At 69.6% G+C, this 24,685-nt stretch carries 23 protein-coding genes; 10 read left to right on the top strand and 13 right to left on the bottom strand.

Translation table 11 applies throughout. The features are described 5' to 3' along the window. Positions 1-104 precede the first annotated feature (104 nt). A complete protein-coding gene (locus OMP43_RS00555) occupies positions 105-719 on the bottom strand; it encodes a glutathione binding-like protein (protein WP_280277505.1) in 615 nt (204 codons plus the stop codon). A gap of 60 nt (positions 720-779) precedes the next feature. Here OMP43_RS00555 and OMP43_RS00550 point away from each other — a divergent pair, with 60 nt between their 5' ends. Both OMP43_RS00550 and OMP43_RS00545 read left to right on the top strand, forming a co-directional pair. Beyond that, positions 780-1,418: a TetR/AcrR family transcriptional regulator gene (locus tag OMP43_RS00550; protein WP_280277504.1), complete on the top strand. Its 639-nt coding sequence runs from the start codon at positions 780-782 to the stop codon at positions 1,416-1,418. 122 nt (positions 1,419-1,540) lie between these two features. Further along, positions 1,541-1,996 (top strand): hypothetical protein, encoded by a 456-nt coding sequence (locus OMP43_RS00545; RefSeq protein ID WP_280277503.1) that lies wholly within the window; start codon positions 1,541-1,543, stop codon positions 1,994-1,996. Here OMP43_RS00545 and OMP43_RS00540 read toward each other — a convergent pair. From OMP43_RS00540 to tldD, 5 genes are read right to left on the bottom strand one after another with little or no spacing between them, the layout of a single operon-like run. After that, entirely contained in the window at positions 1,989-2,198 is a 210-nt protein-coding gene (locus OMP43_RS00540; RefSeq protein WP_280277501.1) for a DUF2007 domain-containing protein, read from the bottom strand. The genes OMP43_RS00545 and OMP43_RS00540 overlap by 8 nt on opposite strands. Further along, entirely contained in the window at positions 2,198-2,749 is a 552-nt protein-coding gene (locus OMP43_RS00535; RefSeq protein WP_280277500.1) for a pyridoxamine 5'-phosphate oxidase family protein, read from the bottom strand. The genes OMP43_RS00540 and OMP43_RS00535 overlap by 1 nt, the downstream gene beginning before the upstream one ends. Positions 2,750-2,757: 8 nt before the next feature. Then, positions 2,758-3,690 (bottom strand): DUF5996 family protein, encoded by a 933-nt coding sequence (locus OMP43_RS00530; RefSeq protein ID WP_280277499.1) that lies wholly within the window; start codon positions 3,688-3,690, stop codon positions 2,758-2,760. Between the two features lie 9 nt (positions 3,691-3,699). Then, entirely contained in the window at positions 3,700-4,203 is a 504-nt protein-coding gene (locus OMP43_RS00525) for a CPBP family glutamic-type intramembrane protease (RefSeq protein ID WP_280277497.1), read from the bottom strand. After that, the gene (gene tldD, locus OMP43_RS00520) at positions 4,200-5,621 is read right to left on the bottom strand and encodes a metalloprotease TldD (RefSeq protein ID WP_280277495.1); all 1,422 of its coding nucleotides are present in this window, start codon (positions 5,619-5,621) and stop codon (positions 4,200-4,202) included. The genes OMP43_RS00525 and tldD overlap by 4 nt, the downstream gene beginning before the upstream one ends. An 86-nt stretch (positions 5,622-5,707) precedes the next feature. On the opposite strand from tldD, the gene OMP43_RS00515 reads away from it, so the two are divergent. Continuing rightward, positions 5,708-6,775 (top strand): histidine kinase, encoded by a 1,068-nt coding sequence (locus OMP43_RS00515; RefSeq protein WP_280277493.1) that lies wholly within the window; start codon positions 5,708-5,710, stop codon positions 6,773-6,775. A 46-nt stretch (positions 6,776-6,821) separates the two neighbouring features. On the opposite strand, the gene OMP43_RS00510 is transcribed toward OMP43_RS00515, so the two are convergent. Next, positions 6,822-7,055 carry a zinc-finger domain-containing protein gene (locus tag OMP43_RS00510; RefSeq protein WP_280277492.1) on the bottom strand — a complete coding sequence of 78 codons (234 nt, stop codon included), beginning with the start codon at positions 7,053-7,055 and terminating at the stop codon, positions 6,822-6,824. A 95-nt stretch (positions 7,056-7,150) separates the two neighbouring features. On the opposite strand from OMP43_RS00510, the gene OMP43_RS00505 reads away from it, so the two are divergent. Further along, the gene (locus OMP43_RS00505; protein WP_280277491.1) at positions 7,151-8,245 is read left to right on the top strand and encodes a histidine kinase; all 1,095 of its coding nucleotides are present in this window, start codon (positions 7,151-7,153) and stop codon (positions 8,243-8,245) included. A 57-nt stretch (positions 8,246-8,302) separates the two neighbouring features. Further along, a complete protein-coding gene (locus OMP43_RS00500) occupies positions 8,303-9,226 on the top strand; it encodes an ABC transporter ATP-binding protein (RefSeq protein ID WP_280277489.1) in 924 nt (307 codons plus the stop codon). A gap of 12 nt (positions 9,227-9,238) precedes the next feature. Here OMP43_RS00500 and OMP43_RS00495 read toward each other — a convergent pair whose 3' ends face one another. Then, positions 9,239-10,147, bottom strand: coding sequence for a PHB depolymerase family esterase (locus OMP43_RS00495; protein ID WP_280277488.1), 909 nt, complete (start codon positions 10,145-10,147; stop codon positions 9,239-9,241). Between the two features lie 78 nt (positions 10,148-10,225). Here OMP43_RS00495 and nadB point away from each other — a divergent pair, with 78 nt between their 5' ends. The 5 genes from nadB (at position 10,226) to OMP43_RS00470 (ending at position 19,036) form a co-directional block, all read left to right on the top strand. Next, positions 10,226-11,830, top strand: a complete 1,605-nt coding sequence (nadB, locus tag OMP43_RS00490) for an L-aspartate oxidase (protein WP_280277487.1) — start codon at positions 10,226-10,228, stop codon at positions 11,828-11,830. After that, positions 11,827-13,284 carry a hypothetical protein gene (locus OMP43_RS00485; RefSeq protein WP_280278083.1) on the top strand — a complete coding sequence of 486 codons (1,458 nt, stop codon included), beginning with the start codon at positions 11,827-11,829 and terminating at the stop codon, positions 13,282-13,284. Before nadB ends, OMP43_RS00485 begins: the two co-directional genes overlap by 4 nt. Positions 13,285-13,448: 164 nt before the next feature. Continuing rightward, a complete protein-coding gene (locus OMP43_RS00480) occupies positions 13,449-14,570 on the top strand; it encodes a serine hydrolase (protein WP_280277485.1) in 1,122 nt (373 codons plus the stop codon). Between the two features lie 183 nt (positions 14,571-14,753). Then, the gene (polA, locus tag OMP43_RS00475) at positions 14,754-17,510 is read left to right on the top strand and encodes a DNA polymerase I (RefSeq protein ID WP_280277484.1); all 2,757 of its coding nucleotides are present in this window, start codon (positions 14,754-14,756) and stop codon (positions 17,508-17,510) included. An 8-nt stretch (positions 17,511-17,518) separates the two neighbouring features. Then, positions 17,519-19,036: a lipopolysaccharide biosynthesis protein gene (locus tag OMP43_RS00470; RefSeq protein WP_280277483.1), complete on the top strand. Its 1,518-nt coding sequence runs from the start codon at positions 17,519-17,521 to the stop codon at positions 19,034-19,036. A 31-nt stretch (positions 19,037-19,067) separates the two neighbouring features. Here the strand turns inward: OMP43_RS00470 and purH are convergent, their stop codons facing one another. The 5 genes from purH to OMP43_RS00445 are packed head-to-tail and all read right to left on the bottom strand — an operon-like array spanning position 19,068 to position 24,663. Then, positions 19,068-20,639: a bifunctional phosphoribosylaminoimidazolecarboxamide formyltransferase/IMP cyclohydrolase gene (gene purH / locus OMP43_RS00465; RefSeq protein WP_280277482.1), complete on the bottom strand. Its 1,572-nt coding sequence runs from the start codon at positions 20,637-20,639 to the stop codon at positions 19,068-19,070. A 49-nt stretch (positions 20,640-20,688) separates the two neighbouring features. Continuing rightward, on the bottom strand, positions 20,689-20,895 hold the full coding sequence (locus OMP43_RS00460) for a hypothetical protein (protein ID WP_280277481.1): 207 nt from the start codon (positions 20,893-20,895) through the stop codon (positions 20,689-20,691). A 36-nt stretch (positions 20,896-20,931) separates the two neighbouring features. Continuing rightward, positions 20,932-22,665, bottom strand: a complete 1,734-nt coding sequence (locus OMP43_RS00455; RefSeq protein WP_280277479.1) for a heparinase II/III family protein — start codon at positions 22,663-22,665, stop codon at positions 20,932-20,934. Continuing rightward, on the bottom strand, positions 22,662-23,318 hold the full coding sequence (gene rpe, locus OMP43_RS00450) for a ribulose-phosphate 3-epimerase (protein ID WP_280277478.1): 657 nt from the start codon (positions 23,316-23,318) through the stop codon (positions 22,662-22,664). The genes OMP43_RS00455 and rpe overlap by 4 nt, the downstream gene beginning before the upstream one ends. A gap of 37 nt (positions 23,319-23,355) precedes the next feature. Next, positions 23,356-24,663 carry an RsmB/NOP family class I SAM-dependent RNA methyltransferase gene (locus OMP43_RS00445; RefSeq protein ID WP_280277476.1) on the bottom strand — a complete coding sequence of 436 codons (1,308 nt, stop codon included), beginning with the start codon at positions 24,661-24,663 and terminating at the stop codon, positions 23,356-23,358. Between the last annotated feature and the right edge of the window lie 22 nt (positions 24,664-24,685).

The raw sequence follows: 24,685 nt of genomic DNA, 5'->3' as shown, positions 1-24,685 counted from the left end.
CGATTCGCGCGATTCCAACAAAAATGCCCCTCCCGCGCGGGCGGAAGGGGCAGGTGTGGCGGGAGAGGCCGCGATGCGGCCACGCCCGGAGCCCGGGAGGAAGATCAGGCCGCCTGGAGCAGCGGCCATTCGGCGGCCATCGCCCGGGCCACCGCCGGGCGGGCGCGAACGCGCTCGCGATAGGCCGACAGCACCGGCCATTCGGCAAGCGGCACCTTCGAATATTCGCACCAGTTGAGCACCGCGAGCAGATAGGCGTCCGCCACGGTAAAGCGATCGTCGAGATATTCGCGGCCCTCGAGATGCCTGGACAGCACGGCGAAAGGCCGGGCATGGCGGGCCCGGGCGGCATCCTGCTCGGCCGCGCCATAGCCCTTGCCGAGGATCGGCATGAACACTGCCTTGTGCAGCTCCGTGCTGACGAAGTTCAGCCAGGCGAGCATCCGGTAATGCCCGTCGGAAAAGCCGGTGAAGCTGAGCGCGCCTTCGGGCGCCAGCTCGGCGATATAGGTGAGAACCGCCGGACCTTCGGTGAGCACGAAGCCGGTGCCGGTCTCGATCGCGGGGACATAGCCCATCGGCGAGATCTCGGTGAAATCGCGCCCGTCCGCCAGGCGCAGATCCTTGGGCACCTGGACATATTCGGCGTCGAGCCCGGCTTCCTCGAGCGCGATGCGCGCCGCGAGCGAGCAGGCGAAGGGCGTGAAATAGAGCTTCATGGCGAGTCTCCCTTGATTTTTATACGATCCCGCACAAAAATCGGGGCGTCAAGGAATTTAATGCGAAACGATACAAAAACAGCGCCGCGCGGGCGGGGACGGCCGCGCAAGTTCGACGAGGAGGCGGCGTTGCGCGCCGCGCTCCAGCGTTTTCGCACGCTCGGCTATTCCAACACTTCGCTCGACGAGCTGGCCGCGGCGACCGGCGTGAACCGGCCGAGCCTCTATGCGACGTTCGGCGACAAGAAGGCGCTGTATCTCGCCGGCCTGGCGCGCACCCATGCCGTGATCGATTCGACCTTCGCGGCGCTCCACGCGATGGGCTATCCACCGGAGAAGATGCTCAAGGCGCTGTTCCTCGGCGCGATCGAAGGCTTTCTGACCGGCGAACATGGCCCCTCGGGCTGCATCGCGGTGAATACCGCGGCGGCCGAAGCGGTTACCGATCCGGACATCCGCGCGGCGCTGGCCGCGTTCATGGCATTGCAGGACGGCTGGATCGAGCGGCTGATGGCGCAGGCGGGAAGCGCCGACCCGCGCGGCGATGCGCAGGTCGCCTCTTCGGTGATCCATTCGCTGAGCACCCGCGCCCGGGCCGGCACGCCGCGCGACGAGCTGATCGCGATCGCGAAGAAAGCGACCGCCCTGTTGCTGGCCGAACCAAATACTCTTCGAAATCCCGACGGCGAAACTAAATAGCTTTATTATCAATCGGCAATCGGCCGGCCTGCATTACATGTCCATTTCGGCGCCGAACCTGTTTGACTTCCAGTAGAACGAGCGCAGCATCCCCGCACCACGACTCATGGGGAGAAATGGACATGCAGGCTTTATCTTGGCCGTCGCTGGCCCTCGTTGCGATGCTCGCCGCCGGCTATACGGCATTGGATGCCAGGGAGGCATCGCTTCCCGCCGCCGCGGATGCATCGGCCGTGCCGGCCAATGCCTGTGTGAGAGTCAAGACGACTGGCTGGAAGGCATGGCTCGACAAGATGCCCGGGCCCGGTTCCACGCCGACGCTTCATGTGCTCGGAAAGGCGACCACGCCCACGGCCGGCTGGAAGCTGGCGCTCCATCGGGGCATCCTCGACAAGGCCCTGCCGCCGACCCAGCGCTTCGATTTCATCGCCACCGCGCCGACCGGTCCGGTCCCGCAGGTCGTGACGACTCAGGACGTGAAGGCCGAGGTCAAGCCGGCGCTGCCGAAATACCGGGCCGTCACGATCTTCTGCGACGGCAAGGAAATCGCGACGATGCCCGTCAGGATCGTCACCTGAGCCGAGCGGCGTCGAGGATCGCGCGCGCCCGCGCCAGATCCTCGTCGTCCACCATCACGCGCACCGGGATCAGCAGGTACGAGCCATCGGCGATGCTGGTCCCGGCGTCGAACACGAAGCTGGGGATGGCCTCGTCCTCCAGCCGGCCCTGAACGATAAAGGCTTCCTGCCGGTCGTACCGGCCCAGTTCGACGAGCGGCATCAGCCGGGCTCCTGCGTGGGGTTGCGGACGGGCAGCCCGTCGATGCTGTGCGTGCGCACCGCATATTTGGCGAAGCGCAGCGCGGAATCGTGCGTCGCATGATATTTGGCGAGCGTCTCGCGCTCGCGCTCGAAGCGCATGTGCGGCGCGCCCCAGCCGCACGAGGTCTGGACGCTCTCCACCGTCATGTCGAAGATCTGGCGCGTGCCCGGCAGCAGCGTGAAATGCGCCCGCAGCGCCGCCCAGCCTTCGTCCTGGGGCAGCACCGGCACGGCGCGGCCATAGAGGCGCAGGATCAGCGCGGGATTGTCGAACGCGCAGAACATCAGGGTGATGCGCCCATCGGCGACCAGATGGGCATGAGTCTCGTTCCCCGATCCGGCGACGTCGAGATAGGCTATGCGATCGGGCCCGAGCACCCGGAAACAGTCCATGCCCTTGGGGCTGAGATTGACGCGGCCGCCGGCCGCGGCGGTGGCGACGAAGAACAGGGGCTGGCGAGCGATGAAGGCGCGATGATCGTCCGAAAGCGCATCGAAGAACCGGGCCATGCCGCCGGCTATACCTGGCGCGGGCGGCGCGGGATGCCCGGCACGCATTCGAGATGGGCGCGGTCCCAATGGCCGAGATCGGCGACGGCATCATAGCTCGCCTGGAGGAAGGCGCGCAGTACCGCCTGCGGATCTTCCGCCGAGCGCACCGCATCATAATCGAGCAGCCATTCGCCGAGCGCGGCATCGTAATAAGCGGGCGCCGGGATCCGCGCTTCGGCATGGCCGGCGGGCGCCGGATAGCCATAGGCGTAGAAGGCCGCCTTCGGGAACGCGTCGTTCCCGGGCCAGAAGCCGGCGCTGGCCTCTTCATGGCTATAGGCTTCGCAGGTCACCGCATCGGGCAGGCCGGCAATGCCCCCCGGATGCAGCGGGGCCGTCCGCCCGGAGAAGCGCGTCACTGCCAGGTCGAAGCTGCCCCAGAAGAAATGCACCGGGCTGGCCTTGCCCAGAAAGCCGGTGCGGAACTGCTGGAAGACGCGATCGATCCAGAGCAGCGCGCGGTGGAAATCGCGCACCGCCTCGCCATCCCATGGGCGGGGCTCGACGTCCTGCGCGAAGGGGACGGCATCCGGCATCTCGCTGGGCACGCCGTTGAACTTCACCGGCGTGCCCAGCGCGGCGAGCGCGCCGGTCAGCGCCGCGTGGAAATCGGCGATGCTGCCCGGGCCGAGCGGCAGGCTGGCCTCGCCCCCGGCATCGGTGGCGAGGCGGAGTTCGCCCGCCTGCAGATCGAGATCGAGCTGGAGCGTCGCCTCGGCACAGGGGATCGGGCCGGTGGTGAGGCCATGCACCATGGGATAGAGCGCCACGTGCCAGCCATGGTTGAGCCAGGGCGTCCGCGCGAGGCGGATCTTGCCGATCATCTGGGTGATCAGGTGCAGGTGCCGCGCGGTTTCGCGCCAGCCGGACCAGTCGAGTGGGGGCAACGCCTGGGTCATGCCCGGATCCTATCCGATCGGCCCGGCGAACAACAGCTTCCATGCCGCGACGACAAGCCAGTGCGTGGCGACGCAAGGCCAGATGCTGCCGGTCGCGCGATAGAGGCGGACAAGCAGCGCGCCCAGCACCGCGACGATCGCCAGGAACCGCGGATCGAGGAAGAGCGCCGACCAGGGCGGACCGAAGCCGAGCGCCTGCAAGGGATGCCAGAGGAGAAAGGCAGTGACGGCCAGCACCGCCTGCCATGCCGGGAAGGGCTGATCCGGCCTGGGCACGAGCAGCGCGCGAAACGCCAGTTCCTCGCCCAGCGCGGGCACCAGCATCAGGCCGAAGAAGAAAGCGAGCCAGGGCGCGCCGAACGGCATCGGATCGAACCGGGCAAGCCCGGTCACGAACGCGAGCAAGGCAATGGCGGGCAGCCCCCAGAGCAGTTCCCGCCCCGCCTGCCGCCAGCCTTGCGCATCGGGCCAGGTGGCGAGCGCCGCGTGAAGGCGACGCCCGGCCGATCTCACGCGGCGGTGCCGCCCACCGTCAGCCCCTCGACCAGCAGCGTCGGCTGGCCGACGCCGGCCGGCACGCTCTGCCCGCCCTTGCCGCACATGCCGACGCCCTCGTCGAGCGCGAAGTCGTTGCCGATGCCGGTGACGCGGGTGAGCACCGAGGGGCCGTCGCCGATCAGCGTCGCGCCCTTGATCGGGGCGCCCAGCTTGCCGTCCTCGATCTTGTACGCCTCGGTGCAGGAGAAGACGAACTTGCCCGAGACGATGTCCACCTGCCCGCCGCCGAACGACTTGGCGTAGATGCCCTTCTTCACGCGGCGCAGCAGCTCGGCGGGATCGTCCCGGCCGCCCTTCATGAAGGTGTTGGTCATGCGCGGCATCGGCGCGTGCTGGAAGGATTCGCGACGGCCGTTGCCGGTGGGCGCCACGCCCATCAGCCGGGCATTCAGCCGATCCTGCATATAGCCCTTGAGAATGCCGTCCTCGATGAGGACCGTCTCGCGAGTCGGCGTGCCTTCGTCGTCGATCGACAGCGAGCCGCGCCGGTCGAGAAGGGATCCGTCATCGACCACCGTGACTCCCGGCGCCGCGACCCGCTCGCCGATCCGGCCCGAAAAGGCCGAGGTGCCCTTGCGGTTGAAATCGCCTTCGAGCCCATGGCCCACCGCCTCGTGGAGCAGCACCCCGGGCCAGCCCGGGCCGCACAGCACGGTCATGTCGCCCGCCGGCGCGTCGACCGCGTCGAGATTGACCAGCGCCTGGGCCAGCGCCTCGTCGATCGCGCGGTTCCAGGTCTCGGGCCGGAAGAGATTGTCGTAGAGGGTGCGGCCGCCCAGGCCGAAGCTGCCGGTCTCGCGCCGGCCGTTCTGCTCGACCACGATCGACACGTTGAGGCGGACCAGCGGGCGGACATCGGTGGCGACGAAGCCGTCCGGCCGCACGATCTCGACCACGCTCCACGAGCCGGTGAGCCCGACCGAGACCTGCGCCACCCGCGGATCGCGGGCGCGGGCGGCGGCGTCGATCGCCTGGCACAGATTCACCTTGTCGGCGAAGGGCACCAGGTCGAGCGGATCGGCATGGGTGTAGAGATGGCGGTTGTTGCCCTGGGGCGGCGGGGCCTTGGCCCGTTTCGACGGATCGATCAGCGCCATCGTCTCGGCGGCGCGGCGAATCGCCGCGGGCGAGATCTCGTTGGCATGGGCGAACGCCGTCGTCTCCCCCGATACCGCCCGCAGGCCGAAACCCGATTGCGTGTCGAACGAGGCGGTCTTCAGCCGGCCGTCGTCGAAGCCGAACGCCTCGGTCTTGCGATATTGGAGATAGAGTTCGCCATCTTCCGCGCCGCGAAGCGCCTCGGCGGTGAGCGTCGCCGCGGCATCGGGATCGAAACCGTCGCGATAGAGGAAGTTGCGTGGATCGCTGTACATGCCCCAGATATAGGGAAGCCGCCGACGGACGCCATATGGCTTCGCACCGGCGGCGGCCACTGCCCCAGAAACCGCTCCGGATGCGCATGCCCAGGCTCGACTTCCAGCTTCCCCCGCCTCGCCAGGCCGCCCAGCTCGGCGCGATCCTGTGGATCGGCATCGCGGCGATCCTGCTGCCCAGCCTGGCCGCCGCCGACCAGCTCCGCGGCGCCGAATGGGTGGCGCAGGCCGGCGTGATGCTCTCCGGCGCGGCGCTGACCGTGACCGTCTATCTCGGCCTCTCCGCCGGCAACGGGAAGCCGCTCTGGCTGGGCGTGGCGATCACCCTGATCGCGCTGGCGGGCGCGGCGGCGATCCAGACCGCGAGCGATTTCGGCATCCAGGCGCTCGTCCATGGCCTGCTCCCCACCCGCCTCTCGACGCATTCGCCCGAGGAGACGCTGATCGTCCGGATCATCTATTTCCTGATCTATGCCTGTGCCGGCGCCGTCTTCGTGGTGACCGGCGTGCTCCAGCGGATCCGCAGCCGCGAGCGCGAGCTGGCCCGTGCCGAGATCGCCCGGCTACGCGCCGAGCTCGCCCTGTTGCGGCTCCAGCTCAACCCGCATTTCCTGTACAATTCGCTGAACGCCTTTTCGGCGCTGATCACGCTCGGCCGGGCGGACGAGGCCAACCGGCTGGCGGAAGGCCTGGCCGAGTTCCTGCATGCGGCGATGGACCTGGACGGGTCCGAAGTGCCGCTGGCGCGCGAGCTCGAGCTGATCGAATGCTATCTCGACCTGGAGCAGGCGCGCTTCGGCGAACGGCTGAGGGTGGAGACCGATGCCCCCGCCACGCTGCATGGAGCCCTGGTGCCGGGCTTCCTCCTCCAGCCGCTGGTGGAGAACGCGATCAAGCACGGCGTCGAGGCGAGCGCCGGGACGGCGAGCCTCCGCATCGCGGCGGTCCGGGCCGGCACGCAGCTGGTGCTGACCGTGGAGAACCGATCGGCACCGGCCCCGGCGGCGGCCCCGGTCCGACCGGGCCGGGGCATCGGCCTGGCCAATACCCGGGCGCGGCTCGAGATGCTGTTCGCCGGCGAGGCGTCGCTCGAGACCGGTGCCGTCGCGGACGGGTTCCGGGCGGCGGTCCGGCTGCCGCTGAAGCTCGCCTAGGCCCGGCGCCGACGCGATTCGGCCCCGGATCGAAGCGCGATCCGCCCTAGATGCTCGCGCCGGCCGGATGATCCGGCAGGCGGCCCTGGTCGGCGCCGTCGGCCGGGCCGCCGATCAGCACGAAGCGGCGATCGCAATAGCCGCAATCGACATAGCCATGCTCGTCGATCTGCAGGAACACCCGCGGATGGCCAAGGGCAGCGGGCAGGCCGGGGCCGGTGCCGTCACAGGCGACGCGGGCGGAAGCGGTGCGGATGGTCTCGGGCAGGGGCGCGGTCATGAGTCGCCGATAGCAAGCGCGCTCGCGTCCCGCAACGATGCGCGGATTCGGCGACGCTTGCCTATCGGCACCGTGCGTTACTATCCTGTCACGCCATGACGAACCGGTTCGATATCGTGCCGCCCACCCCGAAACAGGCCGCGCAGCTGACCGCGGTGCTGTGGGGCGCGACGATGTCGGTGATCATACCCGGCTCGTTCGTCTCGGGGCAGATCGTGGGCGCGGGCGAATGGATCACCCTCGCCTGGGGAACGGGCGCGGCGCTCCTGCTGGCCGCGTTGCCCTATGCCGTGCTGCGCTGGGCGGTCGGCAAGCGATTGCGGCTCGTCATCCCGGCCGGACTCGCCGTGCTGCTCGGCACTGCGATCCTCCAGATGGTCCTGGACTATGCCGGCCAGTTCGCGACCCATGAGTTCATGGCGACGCGCATTCCCGACCATTCGGGCCAGGCGCTGCTCCTCGTCACCGTGATCTACCTGTTGATCGACGCATGCAATCTCTCGCTGTTCGTCATCACCGGCACGATGCGGAAGATCCGCCTGCGCGAGCGCGAGCTGGCCGAGGCCAAGGTGGCGTGGCTGGAGGCCGAGCTCACCATGCTGCGCCTGCAGCTCAATCCGCATTTCCTGTGCAATTCGCTCAACGTCGTCTCCAGCCTGATCGTGACCGGGCGCACCGCCGAGGCGAACCAGATGGCGGAGGGGCTCGCCAATTTCCTCCAGGCATCGATGGACATCGAGACGCAGAGCCTGCCGCTCGCCGAGGAGCTGGAAACGGTGGACCGCTATCTCGAGATCGAAGGCGCGCGCTTCGGCGAGCGGCTGGAGATCAGGATGGACGTGGCCGCCGGGCTCGGTGCCGTATCCGTGCCCAGCTTCCTGCTCCAGCCCCTGGTCGAGAATGCGATCAAGCATGGCGTGGAGGCCGTCTCGGGCAGGAGCGAGATCGCGATACGCGCCCATCGCGAGGATGACATGCTCGTGCTGACGGTGGAGAATCGCTGGGAGGGACCGGACGCCCCCCAGGGCGAGCGCGCCGGCCATGGCATCGGCCTGGCCAACACGCGCACGCGGCTCCAGATGGTCTATGCCGACGCCGCGTCGCTCGAAAGCGAGCCGATCGACCAGGGCTATCGCGCGACGATCCGGCTGCCGATCCCCCCTGCCGACAGGCTGCGCGACGCCGCCTGACGCTCCACGCCGCCGCCGGGCCTTTGCCGCGCCGCCGCAACGCGATATGCGCGGGGCATGACTCAGGCTGCGATCGCGATCCAGGATCTCTCCAAGACCTATCAGGGCGGCAAGCGCGCGCTCGACGGGGTGACCTTCGACGTGCCGCGCGGGCAGATATTCGGGCTGCTCGGCCCGAACGGCGCCGGCAAGTCGACGCTGATCAACATCCTGGCCGGGCTGGTCAACAAGACCAGCGGCGCGGTCTCGATCTGGGGCTTCGACATCGATGCGCATCCGCGCAACGCCAAGGCGAGCATCGGCATCGTCAACCAGGAGATCATCTTCGATCCCTTCTTCACGCCCAAGGAGACGCTGGAGATCCAGGCCGGGCTCTACGGCGTGGCCCGGGACCGGTTCGACGCGATGGAGCTGCTGCGCGCGGTCCATCTGGAGGACAAGGCCGATGCCTATTCGCGCACGCTTTCGGGCGGCATGAAGCGCCGGCTGATGGTGGCCAAGGCAATGGTGCATTCGCCGCCGGTGCTCGTGCTCGACGAGCCGACCGCGGGCGTGGACGTCGAGCTTCGCCAGCAGCTCTGGGCCTATGTCCGCCAGCTCAACCAGCGCGGGGTGACGGTGGTGCTGACCACCCATTATCTCGAGGAAGCCGAGCAATTGTGCGACCGGATCGCGATCATCAACCATGGCAAGCTGATCGCCAACAAGCCGACGCGCGAGCTGGTGGGGATGGCGCAGGAGAAGGTGGTCGAAGTGACGGTCGACCGCGACGTGGCGGCGCCGCCGGCCAATGCCTGTTTCCAGAAGGTGGAGATGAAGGGCGCGCGGACGCTGGTCATCACCTATCGCAAGGACCAGGCGAATGCCGGCGAGGTGCTGGGCGCGGTGCAGGGCGCCGGTCTCGGCATCGTCGACGTCTCGACCCGCGAGGCGGATCTGGAGGACGTGTTCCTCAACCTCACCCGGGCGGCCAATAGCTAGGCCGGGGCCGGCTCAGCGCCGCCGGTGCCGCGCGAAGAAGGCCCACATCGCATCGTTGTCGGCGGCCCAGACATGGCCGGCGCCGCGGGTGATCCGGCCGAGCACCTCGGCGCCGGCGCGGCAATCGGAATAGCGCACCTCATATAGCGCCGCGCCCAGCTCGCGTTGCGCCGGGCCGGCACGGCAGCCATCCAGGTCCGACCAGCGGGCGAGCGCCATCGCCATCGTATATTGCCAATAGCCCGCGCCGCCGCCCTGGATCGGGTTGGTCCTGTCCGCGTCTCCGGCGAAGGCGATCACCGGAACGGCGCGCGACGGCGTGCAGGTGGCGGGATCCGGCACGCGCGGATTGCCCGCCAGCGGGTTGCCGGCGCGCAGGCCGACCACCGGCGCGATCGCGGCGAAACGCTCGGCGGCGACGCAGCCGAGCCAGCTGCTCATCCGCCCGCCGCCCGAAAGCCCGGTGGCGTAGACGCGCGTCCGGTCGGCGCAGCGATTGGCCGCCAGCCAGTCGATCATGCCCGTCAGGAAGGCGACGTCGTCGGCATCCCCCGGGCCGGGGATCTTGCCGGTGACGGTGGGGACGCCCGGGATGTTCCACACGAAACCCTGCTGCACCGGGATGCCGGCATCGGGCGCGGCGACGATGAAGCCATGGCGATCGGCGGCGGCGGCGAGCTTCGAATTCTCGAATATGCCCTTGCCGCTGCCGCCGCTGCCATGGAGCAGCAGGACGAGCGGCGCCGGGCGGGCGCGCGCGAAGCCGGCGGGCAGGTGCAGCATCGCCGAACGCCCCGTGCCGCCCACCGCGACGCGCACCGTCTCGCCCGGCGCACCCAGGGTGCAGCCGGCGGCGACGGCGGGCGCGGCCCAGAGCGCCGCCAGCGCGGCCAGCGCGAAACCCAGGCTTTGGCGGCGCATATCTCTCTCCCGTTGCCAGCACCCCTGCCTAGCGCCTAGTCCGGGCGGGAACCAGCGGAAGAGACATCCAGCGAAGACATGGCGCACGATCCCCATAGCAGCGACATCCTCGTCATCGGATCGGGCGCGGCGGGGCTCACCGCGGCGCTCAACCTTGCCCAGCGCTTCAAGGTGACCGTGCTCGCCAAGGGCGGCTTCGCCGAAGGATCGACTGCCTGGGCGCAGGGCGGCATCGCCGCGGTGCTGGAGCCGGGCGACACGTTCGAGAGCCATATCGAGGACACGATGATCGCCGGCGCCGGGCTCAACGACCGCGCAACCGTGGAGATGGTGGTCGAGAACGCCCCCGCCGCGATCGCGCGGCTGGCGGAGATCGGCGTGCCGTTCAACACCGAGGGCGGCGCATTGCACCTCACGCGCGAGGGCGGGCACAGCCATCGCCGCATCGTCCATGTCGACGACGCGACCGGGCTGGCGGTGCAGACCGCGCTGCTCAAGGCGGCGCAGGCCAATCCCAACATCACCCTGGTGCCCGACATGGTGGTGATCGACCTCGCCACCAGCCGGCACGAGGAACGCTATTCGGGGGCCGGCAATGTCTGGGGCGTCTATGCCTTCAACCGGCGGACCAACCGGGTGGAGCTGTTCACCGCGCGCGCCACCGTGCTGGCGACCGGCGGCGCGGGCCGCACCTATCTCTTCTCCACCGCGCCGCGCGGCGCCACCGGCGACGGCATCGCCATGGCCTGGCGCGCGGGCTGCCGCATCTCGAACATGGAGATGATGCAGTTCCACCCGACCTGCCTCTACAATCTCGAGGTCAAGAACTTCCTGATCACCGAGGCGGTGCGCGGCGAGGGCGGGCGGCTGCTCCTGCCGCCGGATGCGGGCGACGAGGCGGGGCGCCGCTTCATGCCCGATCTCGATCCCCGCGCCGAGCTGGCCCCGCGCGACATCGTGGCGCGGGCGATCGACCATGAGATCAAGCGGCTAGGCCTGGATTATGTCCATCTCGACATCAGTCACATGGGCCCCGAGTTCGTGAAGCAGCACTTCCCGACCATCCATGCCCGGCTGCTCGACCTGGACATCGACATGACGCGGGAGCCGATCCCCGTCGTCCCCGCCCAGCATTACACCTGTGGCGGCGTGGTGATCGATCGCGACGGGCGCACCGACCTGCCCAATCTCTATGCGGCGGGCGAGGTCAGCCAGTCGGGGCTGCACGGCGCCAATCGCCTGGCGTCCAACTCGCTGCTGGAATGCTTCGTGTTCGGCGAGGCGGTGGCCAGCCACATCACCGCGCATTGGGGCGACCTTGCCCCGCCCCCCGCCATCCGCCCCTGGGACGAGAGCCGGGTCACCGATTCCGACGAGGAAGTGGTGATCAAGCAGAACTGGACCGAGATCCGCCGCTTCATGTGGAACTATGTCGGCATCGTGCGCACCACCAAGCGGCTCGAGCGCGCGGCGCACCGGATCAAGATGCTGCGCGACGAAGTGGCGGACTATTACGGCCATTTCCGCGTGACGCCCGACCTGATCGAGCTCAGGAACCTGCTCGAGAGCGCCGACCTGATCGTCCGCTCCGCGCTGCACCGCAAGGAGAGCCGCGGCCTCCACTACACGCTCGACTATCCCGAGATGCTGCCGGCGGCGGTCGACACGGTGCTGGTGCCCTGAGCCGCGCGCGGATCTTCTGGGGCGCGATCGCCCTGGCGGCGGCGCTCCGCATCGCCGCTTCGATCCCCTTCACGGTCGGCTGGTTCGACGAGATCTGGCAGTATCTGGAGCCCGCCTGGCACCTGGTCGCCGGCCCCTGGGTGCAGACCTGGGACTATCGCGAAGGCCTGCGCAGCTGGCTGATCCCCGAGCTGCTCGCGGGGCCGATGGCGCTGGGGCACGCGCTTTCGCCCGATACCACGCTCCATCTGCTGCTGGCGCGGCTGGCGCTCGCGGCGCTGTCGCTGGCGATCGTGGGAAGCGCGGCGGCGCTGGGGCTCCGGCTGTCGCGGCTGCACGGGATCGTGGTGGGGTTCGTCGCGGCGACCTGGTTCGAGCTCGTCTATTTCGCCCCGCGCGCGCTTTCCGAACCGATCGGGCTGGCGTTGCTGATGGGCGCGATCTGGCTGCTGCTCGCGCGCGGAAAGCCGGGTGGAAAGCCGGGTGGAAAGCCGGGGCCGCGCCAGTTCGCGGTCGCCGGGCTGCTGATGGGGCTCTGCTTCGTCGCGCGCATCCAATATGCCCCCGCCCTGCTGACGCTGGCGATCCTCACCGCGCGGCGGGACTGGCGCGGCGCCTGGCTGCCGATGATCGCGGGCGGCTGCGGGGCGCTGGCGATCGACGCGGCCGCCAATCTCGCCATGGGCGCCATGCCCTTCCGCTGGATGATCGAGGCGGCGCGGATCAACCTGATCGCCGGGCGCGCCGGCGCCTATGGCGAGATGCCCGTCACCGGCTATTTCTCGCTGATCGCCTGGTACTGGTATCTCGCGACGGCGCCGATCCTGCTGCTCGCCTGGATCGGCGCGAAGCGCTATCCGGTGCTGCTCTGGGTGGCGCTGGCGCATCTCGGCTTCCATTCGCTGATCGGGCACAAGGAATATCGCTTCGTGCTGGCGAGCGCCGCGCTGCTGGTGATCCTGGCCGCGATCGGCAGCGCCGAGCTGCTTCGCCGCGTGCCCCGCCGCCGGCTGGCGCTGGCGACCATGGGCACGCTCGCCTTGTGGGGCACGGCCTCGGCGGCGCTGGCGGCGGGGCATTTCCGCCCCAACTGGTCGCTGGAGGCCGATCTCGCCGGCGCGCTCGAGCGCGCCGGCCGGCCCGCCGCCACCTGCGGCCTCGCCCTCTACCGGCCGCGCGACACCGTCGCGGGCGCCTATGCGCTCTATCGCCGCGATACGCCGATCTATGTGCTGCGGACGCCGGCGGAAGCCGCGCGCCATGCGGGCGCCTTCGACGTGGTGGTGGCGCCGCGCGCCCATGCCGGGGAACTGCCGAAGCACTATCGGCTCGAGGCCTGCGCCGCGCCCGGCCTCACCGACGCGCCCGGCTGCGTCCTGCGCCGCGCCGGCGGCTGCACGCCCGATCCGGCCGTGCCCGAGATCAACGCATGGCTTCGCGCCAGCGGCAACTGAACCTCCGGACTTTCCCCGCATTCCGCCGAAAAATCACGGCGCGTTTCCGCTGCGTTCACGCTTCACCGCTACAAGACTGGTATTCGTCGCAACCCGGCATGGCGCGGACTTTCCCGCGCAACACATCCGCCGCATGGTCGGAGACGGGCAAGGGGTCGTGTTAAGTGTTTAAGTTCGAGGACTTCTCGACGTTTCAGCGTGCAGTGACCATCGCGGGCCTCGGCCCGGCGATGCTGGTGGGTTGCACCGTGCACGGCGATCCGTCGCTCGCCACCTATCTGCCCGCCGCCTATGGCGTGAGCCTGGCCTTTCCCTGGGGCGATGCCAAGGCGAAGAGCTCGGCATGGAAGCCGACCGCGCCGGCGCCCCGCGCGCTCGACCAGGCGATCCGCGGCATCACCAACGGTTTCGAGGGCCTTGTCGGCGTCGCGGTGACCAGCATCGACGATGGCTGGATCGTCGCCGCCAACGGCGAGCGGCCGATGCCGCAGCAGAGCGTGTCCAAGCTCTGGGTGGCGATGACCGTGCTCGACCAGGTCGACCAGGGCAGGATCCGCCTCGAGGATCCGATCACGATCACCCGGGCCGATTTCACGCTGTTCCACCAGCCGGTCGCCGCGCTGGTGAAGGGCGATGCCGGCTATACCGCCAGCGTCGGCGAGATCATCCGCCGCGCGATGCAGATGAGCGACAACACCTGCAACGACAAGCTGCTGCGGCTGGTCGGCGGGCCCGACGCCGTTCGCAGCTTCCTCGCGCGCAAGGGCATCACCGGCGTGCGCTTCGGCCCCGGCGAGAAGCTGCTCCAGGCCGGCACCGCGGGCCTGGCGTGGAAGCCCGAATATTCGATGGGCAACAGCTTCGCGATCGCCCGCTCGCGCCTCTCCCCCGCCGTGCGCCTCGCAGCGTTCGAATCCTATGTGAAGGATCCGCCCGACGGCGCCGCCGCCGCCGGCATCTCGGTGGCGCTCGCCCGGCTGAAGCGCGGCGAGCTGCTGTCGCCGACCGCCACCGCCTGGCTGCTCCAGACCATGGACGGCGCCAAGACCGGCCGCGCCCGCGTGCACGGCGCGGTGCCGCCGGGCTGGACCTATGGCCACAAGACCGGCACCGGCCAGGATCTGGGCGCGCGCACTGCGGGCTTCAACGATGTCGGCATCCTCACGGCGCCGGACGGCAAATCCTATGCGCTGGCGATCATGATCGGCGACACGCACCGCCCGGTGCGCGAGCGCCAGATGCTGATGCAGCAGGTGGCGCAGGCGATCGTCGCCCATCGCGACTAGCGCGCGGGCAACGCGGCGGAACACGCCGCGCGCATGACCGCGGCGACCGCATCCCGCCATGGCCGATGACGCCGGCGAAATGCGTGCCGGAGCGCTGCCCGTGCCGGGAATCGGCGTCCCCGACGCAAACTGGAGCAAAGCGGGCTTTGTTCGGCGCACGGGCTCGGCTATCCCGGCGCGGCGATGCCCCATCTCTATCTCGTCGACGGCTCCGGCTATATCTTCCGCGCCTATCATCGGCTGCCACCGCTCACCAACAAGCATGGCGAGCCGGTGGGCGCCGTCTATGGCTACACGACCATGCTGTGGAAGCTGGTCGACGAGCTGAACAAGGCCGACGGCCCCACCCATATGGCGGTGGTGCTCGACAAGAGCGAGCACACGTTCCGCAACGAGCTGTACGACCAGTACAAGGCGCACCGCCCGCCCGCGCCCGAGGATCTGGTGCCCCAGTTCCCGATGATCCGCGACGCGACTCGCGCCTTTTCGCTGCCCTGCATCGAGGAAGCGGGCTGGGAAGCCGACGACCTGATCGCGAGCTATACCAAGGCGGCGCTGGCCCAGGGCTGGAGCGTGACCATCGTCAGCTCCGACAAGGACCTGATGCAGCTGATGACGGACCCGTCCGTCGACATGCTCGACACCATGAACAACCGGCGGCTGGGGCCGGAGAACACGATCGAGAAGTTCGGGGTCGGGCCCGACAAGCTGGGCGAGGTGCTGGCGCTGATGGGCGACAGCGTCGACAACGTCCCCGGCGTGCCGGGGGTGGGCCCCAAGACCGCGGCCAAGCTGATCCTCGAGCATGGCGATGTCGAGGCGGTGCTCGCCGCCGCGCCGGCGATGAAGGCCGGCAAGCTGCGCGACAATCTGATCGAGCATGCCGATATGGCACGGCTGTCGCGCCAGCTGGTCGAGCTGGCCAGCGACGTGCCGCTGCCCGAGCCGCTCGAGGCCTTCGCGCTGCAGGGCATTCCCGATGCGCCGCTGCGCGCATTCCTGGAGCATCACGGCTTCCGCACCCTGCTCAACCGGCTCTCGGCGGTGGCGGATGCGCCGGTCGAGACGCACGAGACGCCTGGGCTGGCAGAAGACCCGCCCTGCGATCACGACGGCTATGAGACCGTGGTGGACGAAGCCGCGCTCGACCGGTGGATCGCCGAGGCCCGGCACCAGGGCTGGCTGGCGGTCGACACCGAGACCACCGGGGTGGACGCCACCCGCGCCGAGCTGGTCGGCGTCTCGATGGCACTGGCGCCGAACAAGGCCTGTTACGTGCCCATCGGCCATGGCGGCACCGACATGTTCGCCGAGAAGCCGGTGCAGATCGATCGCGCGGTGGCGATCGCCAAGCTGAAGCCGCTGCTCGAGGATCCCGCCGTCCTCAAGATCGGCCACAACCTGAAATACGACCTGATCGTGCTCGGCGGCTGCGGCATCGAAGTCGCCCCTTATGACGACACGATCGTGATGAGCTTCGATCTCGACGCCGGGCTGCACGGCCACGGCATGGACGAGCTGGCCGCCACCCATCTCTCGCACAGCTGCATCGCCTATAAGGACGTGGTCGGCACGGGCAAGAACCAGCTCGGCTTCGGCCAGGTCGATCTCAAGGCCGCGACCCGCTACGCCGCCGAGGACGCGGACGTGACGCTGCGGCTGTGGCGCCGCTTCAAGCCGCGGCTCGCCTATGAGGGCTCGACCCGAGTCTACGAGATGGTCGACCGGCCGCTCGTCAAGGTGATCGCCGACATGGAGCGCGCGGGCATCAAGGTGGATGCGCAGGTGCTCCACCGGCTCTCGACCGACTTCTCGCACCAGATCGCCGCGCTGGAGGAGGAGATCCACGGGCTGGCCGGCTTCAAGTTCACCATCGGCAGCCCCAAGCAGCTGGGCGACGTGCTGTTCGACAAGATGGGGATCAAGGGCGGGCGCAAGGGCAAGTCCGGCGTCTATTCCACCGATGTGAACGAACTGGAGCGCATCGCGGCCGACAAGGATTCCCCGGGCCGCGAGATGGTGCTGAAGGTGCTCGACTGGCGCCAGCTGACCAAGCTCAAATCCACCTATACCGATGCGCTCCAGGCGCAGATCAACCCGGCGACCGGGCGCGTCCACACCAGCTACAGCCTGACCGGCGCCCAGACCGGGCGGCTCTCCTCCACCGACCCCAACCTCCAGAACATCCCGATCCGCACCGAGACCGGCCGGCAGATCCGGGACGCGTTCGTGGCGGAACCGGGCAATGTGATCCTCTCGGCCGATTATTCGCAGATCGAGCTGCGCCTGGCGGCGCATATCGCCGACGTGCCCGCCCTGCGCGAAGCGTTCGAGCAGGGCGAGGACATCCACAACCGCACCGCGATGGAGCTGTTCGGCGAAGTGAACCGCGATACGCGCGGCCGCGCCAAGACGATCAACTTCGCGATCCTCTACGGCATCTCGCGCTGGGGCCTGGCCGGCCGCCTCGACGTGACGCCCGACGAGGCGCAGGCGATGATCAACCGCTATTTCGAGCGCTTCCCCGGCATCAACCGCTATATCGCCGATACGCTGAACCTGGCCAAGGAGCACGGCTACACCACCACCCTGTTCGGCCGGAAGACGCATTTCCCGCGGCTCAAATCGCCCAATCCGAACGAGCGGGCCGGCAGCGAGCGGGCGGCGATCAACGCGCCGATCCAGGGCACCAGCGCCGACATCATCAAGCGGGCGATGGCGCGGATGGGCCCGGCACTGCTCGAAGCCGGCCTGCCGAACGTCCGGATGCTCCTCCAGGTGCATGACGAACTCGTGTTCGAGCTGCCCGAGGGCGATGTGGAAGCGGCGCGGCCGGTCATCCAGCGGGTGATGGCGACCGCCGCCGAGCCGGCGGTCAGGCTCAGCGTGCCGCTGGGCGTCGAGATCGGCGTGGGTCCGAGCTGGGGCGCGGCGCATTGAGCCAGGCCGTGACCGCGCCGTCGGGGGGCGAGGACATCGACGCGCTCGCCAAGGGCGGGCGAACCAACATTCTCGGCTTCGTCCTGCGCCTCGCCGCGCGGCTGCCGTTCCTGTTCATCGCCGGCCGCGCCTATGGCCCGGACATTGTCGGCCGCTATGCGATCGCGGTGCTGGTGATCGAAGTCGCGGCGCTGCTCGCCACGCTGGGCCTCAAGCGCGGGCTCGCCCAGGCGCTGGCCGGCACCGATCGGCCGCATACCCATGTCGTGTGGGACGCGATGGTGGTGGCGCTGATCGCGTCGCTGATCGCCAGCGGCGTGCTGGTCGTCTTCCCCCAGGCGATGTTCCCCAACAGCCAGGTGACCGGGCTCGAGCCGCTGGTCGCGCTGGTGGTGCTGTGCCCGGCGCTTTCCGACGTCGCGCTGTCAGCCTGCGCCTATCGCCACAATATCGGCGCGGCGGTGACCGCGCGGGCGATCATCGAGCCCTGGACGATCAGCATCGCCGCCTGGGCCTTTTCCTATGTCTCGGCGCGCGACGGGCTGATCTTCGCCTATGCGCTGTCGATGATCGCGGCGCTCGCGGCCTCGATCGTGCCCTTCGTCAAGGAATATGGCCTGCCGCATGGCTGGCGGCCGCGCCCCAGCTCGATCTGGTGGCTCGCGCGCGCCAATGCGCCGCTCGCCGGCGCCGACGCGATCGAATGGGCGACGCGCAACGTGGATCGCTTCATCCTCGCGCTGCTGTTCAGCCCGGCGGTGGTGGGGATCTATTATATGGCGCAGCAGGTGGCGTCGGTGCCGCAGCGGCTGAAATCGAGCTTCGATCCGATCCTGGGGCCGGTCGTCACCAAGGCGCTGGCCGAGGACGACCGGGTGGCGGTCGCCAAGCAGGTGCGCCAGGTCGGCTTCTGGGTGACCAGCGCCCAGGCGGCGCTGGCGGTGATGTTCTCGCTCCCGGCCGAGGGCGTGATGGGACTGATCGGCAAGGAGTTCGTGATCGGCGCCGGCGCGTTGTGCATCCTGCTCGTCGCGGAAGTGCTCGCCTCGACCGGGGCGGTCTGCGAGACCGGCCTGGTCTATATCGCCCGGCACAAGAACCTGGCGATATCGGTGTGCGTGCTGCTGCTGCAGATCGTGCTGAGCTTCGTGTTCGTCTTCGTCGCGCGGGCGGAGGGCTGGTCCGAGCCGGTCCAGGCCGCCGGGCCGGCACTGGCGCTCGCCGTGTCGCTGACGATCGGCTCGGCGGTGAAGGCCGCCCTGCTCTATCGCCTCACCGGCGCGTCGGTCGTCTCGATCCGCCCGAGCTTCTTCGCCGCGATCGCGATCGCCGGCCTGGTCGGCGGCGCGTTCACGTCCCTGCCCAAGCAATATGAATGGGCCGAGCTCAGCATCGGCATGCCGGCGATCCTGGTCACCTATCTGTTCGTGATCATCAAGTTCGGCTTCGGCCCGGAGGACCGGGCGCTGTTCCGCAAGATGCCGGCGGCCAGCGAAGCGACGCTGCCGACGGAAGGGCCGCTCTAGCACCCCTCCCTTGCCGGGGAGGGGGAATTGCTCAGTGCCGGAAATGCCGCATGCCGGTGAAGACCATCGCCAGGCCGGCCGCGTCGGCCGCCGCGATCACCTCGTCGTCGCGGATCGAGCCGCCGGGCTGGATCACCGCCGTCGCCCCGGCCTCCACCGCGGCGAGCAGGCCGTCGGCAAAGGGGAAGAAGGCGTCGGAGGCGACCGCCGAGCCGATGGTGCGCGGCTGCGCCCAGCCGGCCTTCTCGGCGGCGTCCTTCGCCTTCCAGGCGGCGATGCGCGCGCTCTCCAGGCGGTTCATCTGGCCCGCGCCGATGCCGGCGGTGCTGCCGTCCCTGGCATAGACGATCGCGTTCGACTTGACGTGCTTGGCCACCTTCCAGGCGAACAGGCAGTCGGCCAGCTCCTGCTCGGTCGGCGCGCGCCGGGTCACCACCTTCAGGTCCTCGCGCGCGGTGATGCCGTTGTCGCGGCTCTGGACGAGCCAGCCGCCCGCGAAGGACTTGGCGGTCAGGCCGCCGCGCGCCGGATCGGGCAGGCCCTCCGTCAGCAACAGGCGGAGATTCTTCTTCGCCTCGAACAGCGCCAGCGCTTCCGCATCGGCACCGGGGGCGACCACCACTTCGGTGAAGATCGAGGTGATCTGCTCGGCGGTGGCGCGGTCGAGCGGGCGATTGACCGCGATGATGCCGCCGAACGCCGAAACGGTGTCGCAGGCAAAGGCCGCGGCATAGGCGTCCGCGAGCGTCGCCGCGCTGGCCACGCCGCAGGGATTGGCATGCTTGACGATCACCACGCTCGGCGGGCCGTCGCGAAACTCGCTGACCAGCTCGAGCGCCGCATCGGCGTCGTTATAATTGTTGTAGCTCAGCTCCTTGCCCTGGACCTGGCGCGCCTGGCCGATCCCCTGCACATGCGGGCCGCCATGGATGTAGAAGGCGGCCTTCTGGTGCGGATTCTCGCCGTAGCGCAGCTGCTGGCCGCGCTTGAGGGCAAGGTGCATCGTGTCGGGGAATTCCTCGCCCTGATCGACCAGGCCGAACCAGCTGGCGATCATCGCGTCATAGGCGGCGGTGGCGGCATAGGCCTTGGCGGCGAACTTGCGGCGCTGGGCCAGCGTGGTTGAGCCGTCCGTCACCAGCGCATAGTCGGCGGGATCGGTGAGGATCGCGACGCTTTCGTGATTCTTCGCCGCCGAGCGCACCATCGACGGGCCGCCGATATCGATATTCTCGATAATCGTGTCGCGGCTCGCGCCGCGCGCCACCGTCTCGGCAAAGGGATAGAGATTGACCACGACGAGATCGATCGGCGCGATCGCGTGCTCGGCCATCGAGGCCTCATGGTCCTCGTTGCCGCGGATCGCGAGCAGGCCGCCATGCACCTTGGGATGGAGCGTCTTCACGCGCCCGTCCATCATCTCGGGAAAGCCCGTGAGGTCGGAGATGTCGCGAACCGCGAGCCCGGCATCGCGGAGCACGGTGGCGGTGCCCCCGGTCGAGACGAGCTCGACTCCCTGCGCCGCCAGCGCCCGTGCGAGTTCGACGATCCCGGTCTTGTCGGAGACCGAGAGGAGTGCGCGCCTGATTTTCACCTGATCCATGCGGCAAGCCCCTCTACGGATCGGGGCGCCCGGCGCAACCCCCTAACGGCTAGTCTTCGAGCTCGACGCGCAGGCAAGGCTGGAATGCCTCGCCTTCCTCGTCGTGGCGAAACCACACTTCGGTCACCCGGTAATAGCTGAACGCACCATCGACTGCGATCGACAGGCATTCGCCCGCGCGCGGCAGGAAGCCGAACTCGCCGACGAACAACGGCTCGCGCGCATCCTCCTCATCGAATACCTCGACCTGCGCCATCTCGCTTCCTCCCCCGAATCCGCGGGCGAGGCCTTATCACTTCGCGCGGTGGAACAGCCAGCTGACGTTTGCACCACCCGCGAGCGATTCGCCGGTGATCACCAGCTGCTTCGTCGCCACCGGCCTGCCGGTGCCGTCGATCCAGAGCGAATCCTCGAACGCCAGCAGGCCGCCCTTGCAGCGGAACTGCCAGAGATGTCCGCTCGGCAGGCGCAGGATCGCCGCCTGCCCGTCCGCGGTGGGCGATATCTCGACCTGGGGCGCCAGGTGGAAGCGAATCGCGAACGGCGTGTTCGCCTTGCGCTTCCGCTTGTCGGCGGGCAGCAGCATGTCCTCGCCGCGCACGTCGCGCCCGTCGCCGCCCAGCGCGATCAGCCGGCGATGGACGAAGCCCAGGCGGCGGACATAGCCGTCATGGCTCGCCTCGATCCGGCTGCCATTCTCGCTCTCGGTACGGGCCAGCTCGACTTCCACCACGCCGCGACCGAGCGACCCGTCCGGGTGGATCGCCGTCGAATTGCTGTCGGCCAGCACCAGGGTGGAATGCGCGGCGGTGGTGCGCAGGCCCTCGCTCAGCGCGGCGGGCACCGCGGCATTGGCCATGTTGGAGCCACCGCAATTGACGACGATCCGGTGCGGCCCGTCCGACAGCTCGAAGGCGAGCGTCGAGGCGCAGCCGCCCGCGGCCAGCCGCGCGAGCGGCGGCGGCGCCGCGTCGACGATCAGCACGGTGCCGCCGGCACCCAGGCGCTGATAGCCCCATTCGCGGGCCTGCTTGAGCGGGCGGGTGCGCACGCCGGTCGCCTCCACCGCCTGCTCGATCAGCGCGCCGGGCACGGGCGCGCTGCCCTGCCAGCTGCCCAGCCCCTTGTCGCCATGGCAGACGCCGAGCAGCGCGGTGACCATCCGCGCCTGCGCCGAGCCGATAAAGGCCGGCGGCTCGAGCCGGCGCGCCGCATAGGCATTGGCCAGGACCGAAAGCAGCTGCACCGCGTCGAGCTGGCCGGCCGGCGAGCGGCCGACGGTGCCGCCATCGTCGAACATCGACTGTTCGAGCGCGCGGCGCAGCCCGGTCTCGCCAAAGGAACGGCGCGGATCGCCGCCCGGGATCATCAGCCCGGCGGCCAGCACCCCGCACCAGGCGGCGATGCGCGGCGTGCCGAGCGGGACGCGATCGGCGGCGCGATCGAGGTGCCGCGCACCCTTGGCGAGCGCATGGAGCACCGAGGAGCGATAGACCAGGTCGTTCGCCGACAGGATCAGCGGCGCATGGGCCGTCCAGGCCAGGATGCGCCGGCCGACCAGGTCGGCGCGCCAGGCGGGATCGGAGACCTTGTCGCCATGCACGGCGAGCCAGCGCTGCGTCAGCGCCTCGGCGATCGGCGCCGCGGTGACGCGGGTGGTGACGCTGGAGAGATCGCGCAGCCAGCTGAAGCCGTGGAGATACACGCCCATCGCCGCCGACCAGTCGGGCCGGGCGAAGTCGAGCCCGGCGATCGCGCGCTGCTCGCCGCGGAACAATATATGGCCGTCGAGCAGCGCATTGCCGCGCTCGACATCGCCGAAGAACGGGTCCTCGCCGACTGCGATCAGCTTCAGGGGATGCCGGCCCTTCAGGCGCATATTGTGGAGCGGCGTGCGCCAGGCGAGCCGCTGGAAGCGCTCGGAGATGCGCTCGGCGAGGCTGAGCCCGCGTTCCCCGCCGGTGCGGATGAGCCGCTTGCCCTGCTCGACTCCGTCGGCCCCGGAGTCGATGCCGCCATCGCTCACCCGCCTCGCAGCGCGGCGATGTTCGCCGCATAGTGGCTGGGCCCGCCGGTGAAGGTGGCGGTGCCGGCGACCAGCGCATCGGCGCCCGCGGCAATGGCGCGCGGCGCGGTCTCGCGGTCGATGCCGCCATCCACTTCCAGGTCGATCGCGCGGCCGCTGGCATCGATCCGCCTGCGCAGCTCGGCGATCTTGCCGAGCTGGCTCTCGATGAACTTCTGCCCGCCAAAGCCCGGATTCACGCTCATCACCAGGATGAGGTCGATCATGTCCATGACATAGTCGACGGCGTCGACCGGCGTGGAGGGATTGAGCACCACCCCGGCACGCTTGCCCAGGCCCTTGATCGTCTGGAGCGTGCGATGGAGGTGCGGGCCCGATTCCGGGTGCACCGAGATGCAGTCGGCACCGGCATCCGCGAACGCCTGGAGCAGCGGATCGACCGGGGCGATCATCAGATGCACGTCGAACGGCTTGGCGCTGTGCGGGCGCAGCGCCTTGATCACGCCCGGCCCGATCGTGATGTTGGGCACGAAATGCCCGTCCATCACGTCGACATGGATCCAGTCGGCTCCCGCCGCGTCGATGGCGCGGATTTCCTCGCCGAGCCTGGCGAAATCGGCGGAGAGGATCGAAGGTGCGATGCGGACGGCCATGACGAATCCTTAGGCACCCCGCGATTCGCGCGCAACCTCAGCCGTTGCGGACGAGCCTCGCGATGAAGAAACCGTCCAACCCGCCGGCATCGCCAAGCGTTCCGGGGAGCAGGCGCAAACTCCCGTCCGCGCGCGGCATGACGCCATCGGGGAGTTCCTCGGGCCGGACCGGCAGGATCGCATAGTCGGAACGCGCCCCGAGGAACGCCGCCAGCTGCGCCTCGCCTTCCTCGGGCTCGAGCGAACAGGTCGAGAAGACGAGCGTGCCGCCCGGCCGCACCCAGTCCGCCGCGCGCGCGAGCAGCCTGCCCTGCAGCTCGGCCATCTCCCGGATCAGGCTCGGCCGGACGCGGTGGAGCACGTCGGGATGGCGGCGGAAGATGCCGGTGGCGCTGCACGGCGCATCGAGCAGCACCGCGTCGGCCGGCGCGGCCGGCGCCCAGCCGAGCAGATCGGCGGCGATCACCTCGGCGGCGAGGCCGGTACGCTCCAGATTCTCGTGAAGTCGCGCCAGACGACTTTCGGAGATGTCGACTGCGGTCACCCGCCAGCCGGCGGCGGCGAGCTGGAGCGTCTTGCCCCCGGGCGCGGCGCAGAGATCGAGCGCAGTGCCATTGCCCCCGGGTTCGACCTTGCCGATCAGCCGGGCGGGAAGCGAGGCCGCGAGATCCTGCACCCACCATTGGCCCTCGGCATAGCCCGGCAGCATCGCCACCGCGCCTTTCTCGTCGAGGCGGAGATGGCCCGGGATCAGGCTGGCGCCGGGCAGGTCGGGCGCGATCGCGGGATCGCGCAGCGTGAGATCGAGCGGCGGCGGAACCGCGATGGCGCGCTCGGCATCCTCGATCATCTGGTCGCCCCAGGCGGCGTGCCAGCGCAGCGCCACCGCATCGGGCAGAGTCGGCGGCTCGGGCAGCATCGCGCCCTGGCGGACCAGCGCGCCGAACACGCCGTGCACCAGCTTGCGCGGCCCGCCGTCGACGAGCGGCAGCACGGTGGCGATCGCGGCATGGCCCGGCGTGCCGAGCGCGAGCGCCTGGACGAGCGCGATGCGCAGCGCGAAGCGCGCCTTGGCGTCGTCGGGCAGGCGCTGCTTCGTCGCCGAATCGATCAGCGCGTCGAGATCGGGGAGCCGGCGCAGCACTTCGGCCGCGATGGCATGGGCCAGGCCGCGATCATTGGGGGCAAGGCCCTGCGCGGCCGAGTCGAGCGCCTGCTCCAGCGCCAGCCCGCGCCGGAGCACGGCATCGAGCAGCCTGAGCGCGGCGCGGCGCGTGGGGACGCCGGGGGCATCGGGCGCCTGGCGGGGAGAAGGACGGGGAGAATGGCGGCGCGGCGGCTTCACTTGACCTCGGCGATGGGAAGGA

Source organism: Sphingomonas sp. CBMAI 2297 (assembly GCF_029870595.1).
In the GTDB taxonomy this organism is placed as follows: domain Bacteria; phylum Pseudomonadota; class Alphaproteobacteria; order Sphingomonadales; family Sphingomonadaceae; genus Sphingomonas.
The sequence above is the reverse complement of the archived record's forward strand: the minus strand, read 5'-3'. Positions and strand labels throughout refer to the sequence as shown.

What these genes read in the sequence shown, in the direction of transcription:
- OMP43_RS00500 (WP_280277489.1), top strand. Translation starts at nt 8,303, where the DNA reads ATGACTCAGGCTGCGATCGCGATCCAGGATCTCTCCAAGACCTATCAG.
- OMP43_RS00530 (WP_280277499.1), bottom strand. Translation starts at nt 3,690, where the DNA reads ATGACCCAGGCGTTGCCCCCACTCGACTGGTCCGGCTGGCGCGAAACC.
- OMP43_RS00550 (WP_280277504.1), top strand. Translation starts at nt 780, where the DNA reads ATGCGAAACGATACAAAAACAGCGCCGCGCGGGCGGGGACGGCCGCGC.
- tldD (WP_280277495.1), bottom strand. Translation starts at nt 5,621, where the DNA reads ATGTACAGCGATCCACGCAACTTCCTCTATCGCGACGGTTTCGATCCC.
- nadB (WP_280277487.1), top strand. Translation starts at nt 10,226, where the DNA reads ATGGCGCACGATCCCCATAGCAGCGACATCCTCGTCATCGGATCGGGC.
- polA (WP_280277484.1), top strand. Translation starts at nt 14,754, where the DNA reads ATGCCCCATCTCTATCTCGTCGACGGCTCCGGCTATATCTTCCGCGCC.
- OMP43_RS00555 (WP_280277505.1), bottom strand. Translation starts at nt 719, where the DNA reads ATGAAGCTCTATTTCACGCCCTTCGCCTGCTCGCTCGCGGCGCGCATC.
- OMP43_RS00505 (WP_280277491.1), top strand. Translation starts at nt 7,151, where the DNA reads ATGACGAACCGGTTCGATATCGTGCCGCCCACCCCGAAACAGGCCGCG.
- OMP43_RS00545 (WP_280277503.1), top strand. Translation starts at nt 1,541, where the DNA reads ATGCAGGCTTTATCTTGGCCGTCGCTGGCCCTCGTTGCGATGCTCGCC.
- OMP43_RS00495 (WP_280277488.1), bottom strand. Translation starts at nt 10,147, where the DNA reads ATGCGCCGCCAAAGCCTGGGTTTCGCGCTGGCCGCGCTGGCGGCGCTC.
- OMP43_RS00460 (WP_280277481.1), bottom strand. Translation starts at nt 20,895, where the DNA reads ATGGCGCAGGTCGAGGTATTCGATGAGGAGGATGCGCGCGAGCCGTTG.
- rpe (WP_280277478.1), bottom strand. Translation starts at nt 23,318, where the DNA reads ATGGCCGTCCGCATCGCACCTTCGATCCTCTCCGCCGATTTCGCCAGG.
- OMP43_RS00535 (WP_280277500.1), bottom strand. Translation starts at nt 2,749, where the DNA reads ATGGCCCGGTTCTTCGATGCGCTTTCGGACGATCATCGCGCCTTCATC.
- OMP43_RS00510 (WP_280277492.1), bottom strand. Translation starts at nt 7,055, where the DNA reads ATGACCGCGCCCCTGCCCGAGACCATCCGCACCGCTTCCGCCCGCGTC.
- purH (WP_280277482.1), bottom strand. Translation starts at nt 20,639, where the DNA reads ATGGATCAGGTGAAAATCAGGCGCGCACTCCTCTCGGTCTCCGACAAG.
- OMP43_RS00515 (WP_280277493.1), top strand. Translation starts at nt 5,708, where the DNA reads ATGCCCAGGCTCGACTTCCAGCTTCCCCCGCCTCGCCAGGCCGCCCAG.
- OMP43_RS00540 (WP_280277501.1), bottom strand. Translation starts at nt 2,198, where the DNA reads ATGCCGCTCGTCGAACTGGGCCGGTACGACCGGCAGGAAGCCTTTATC.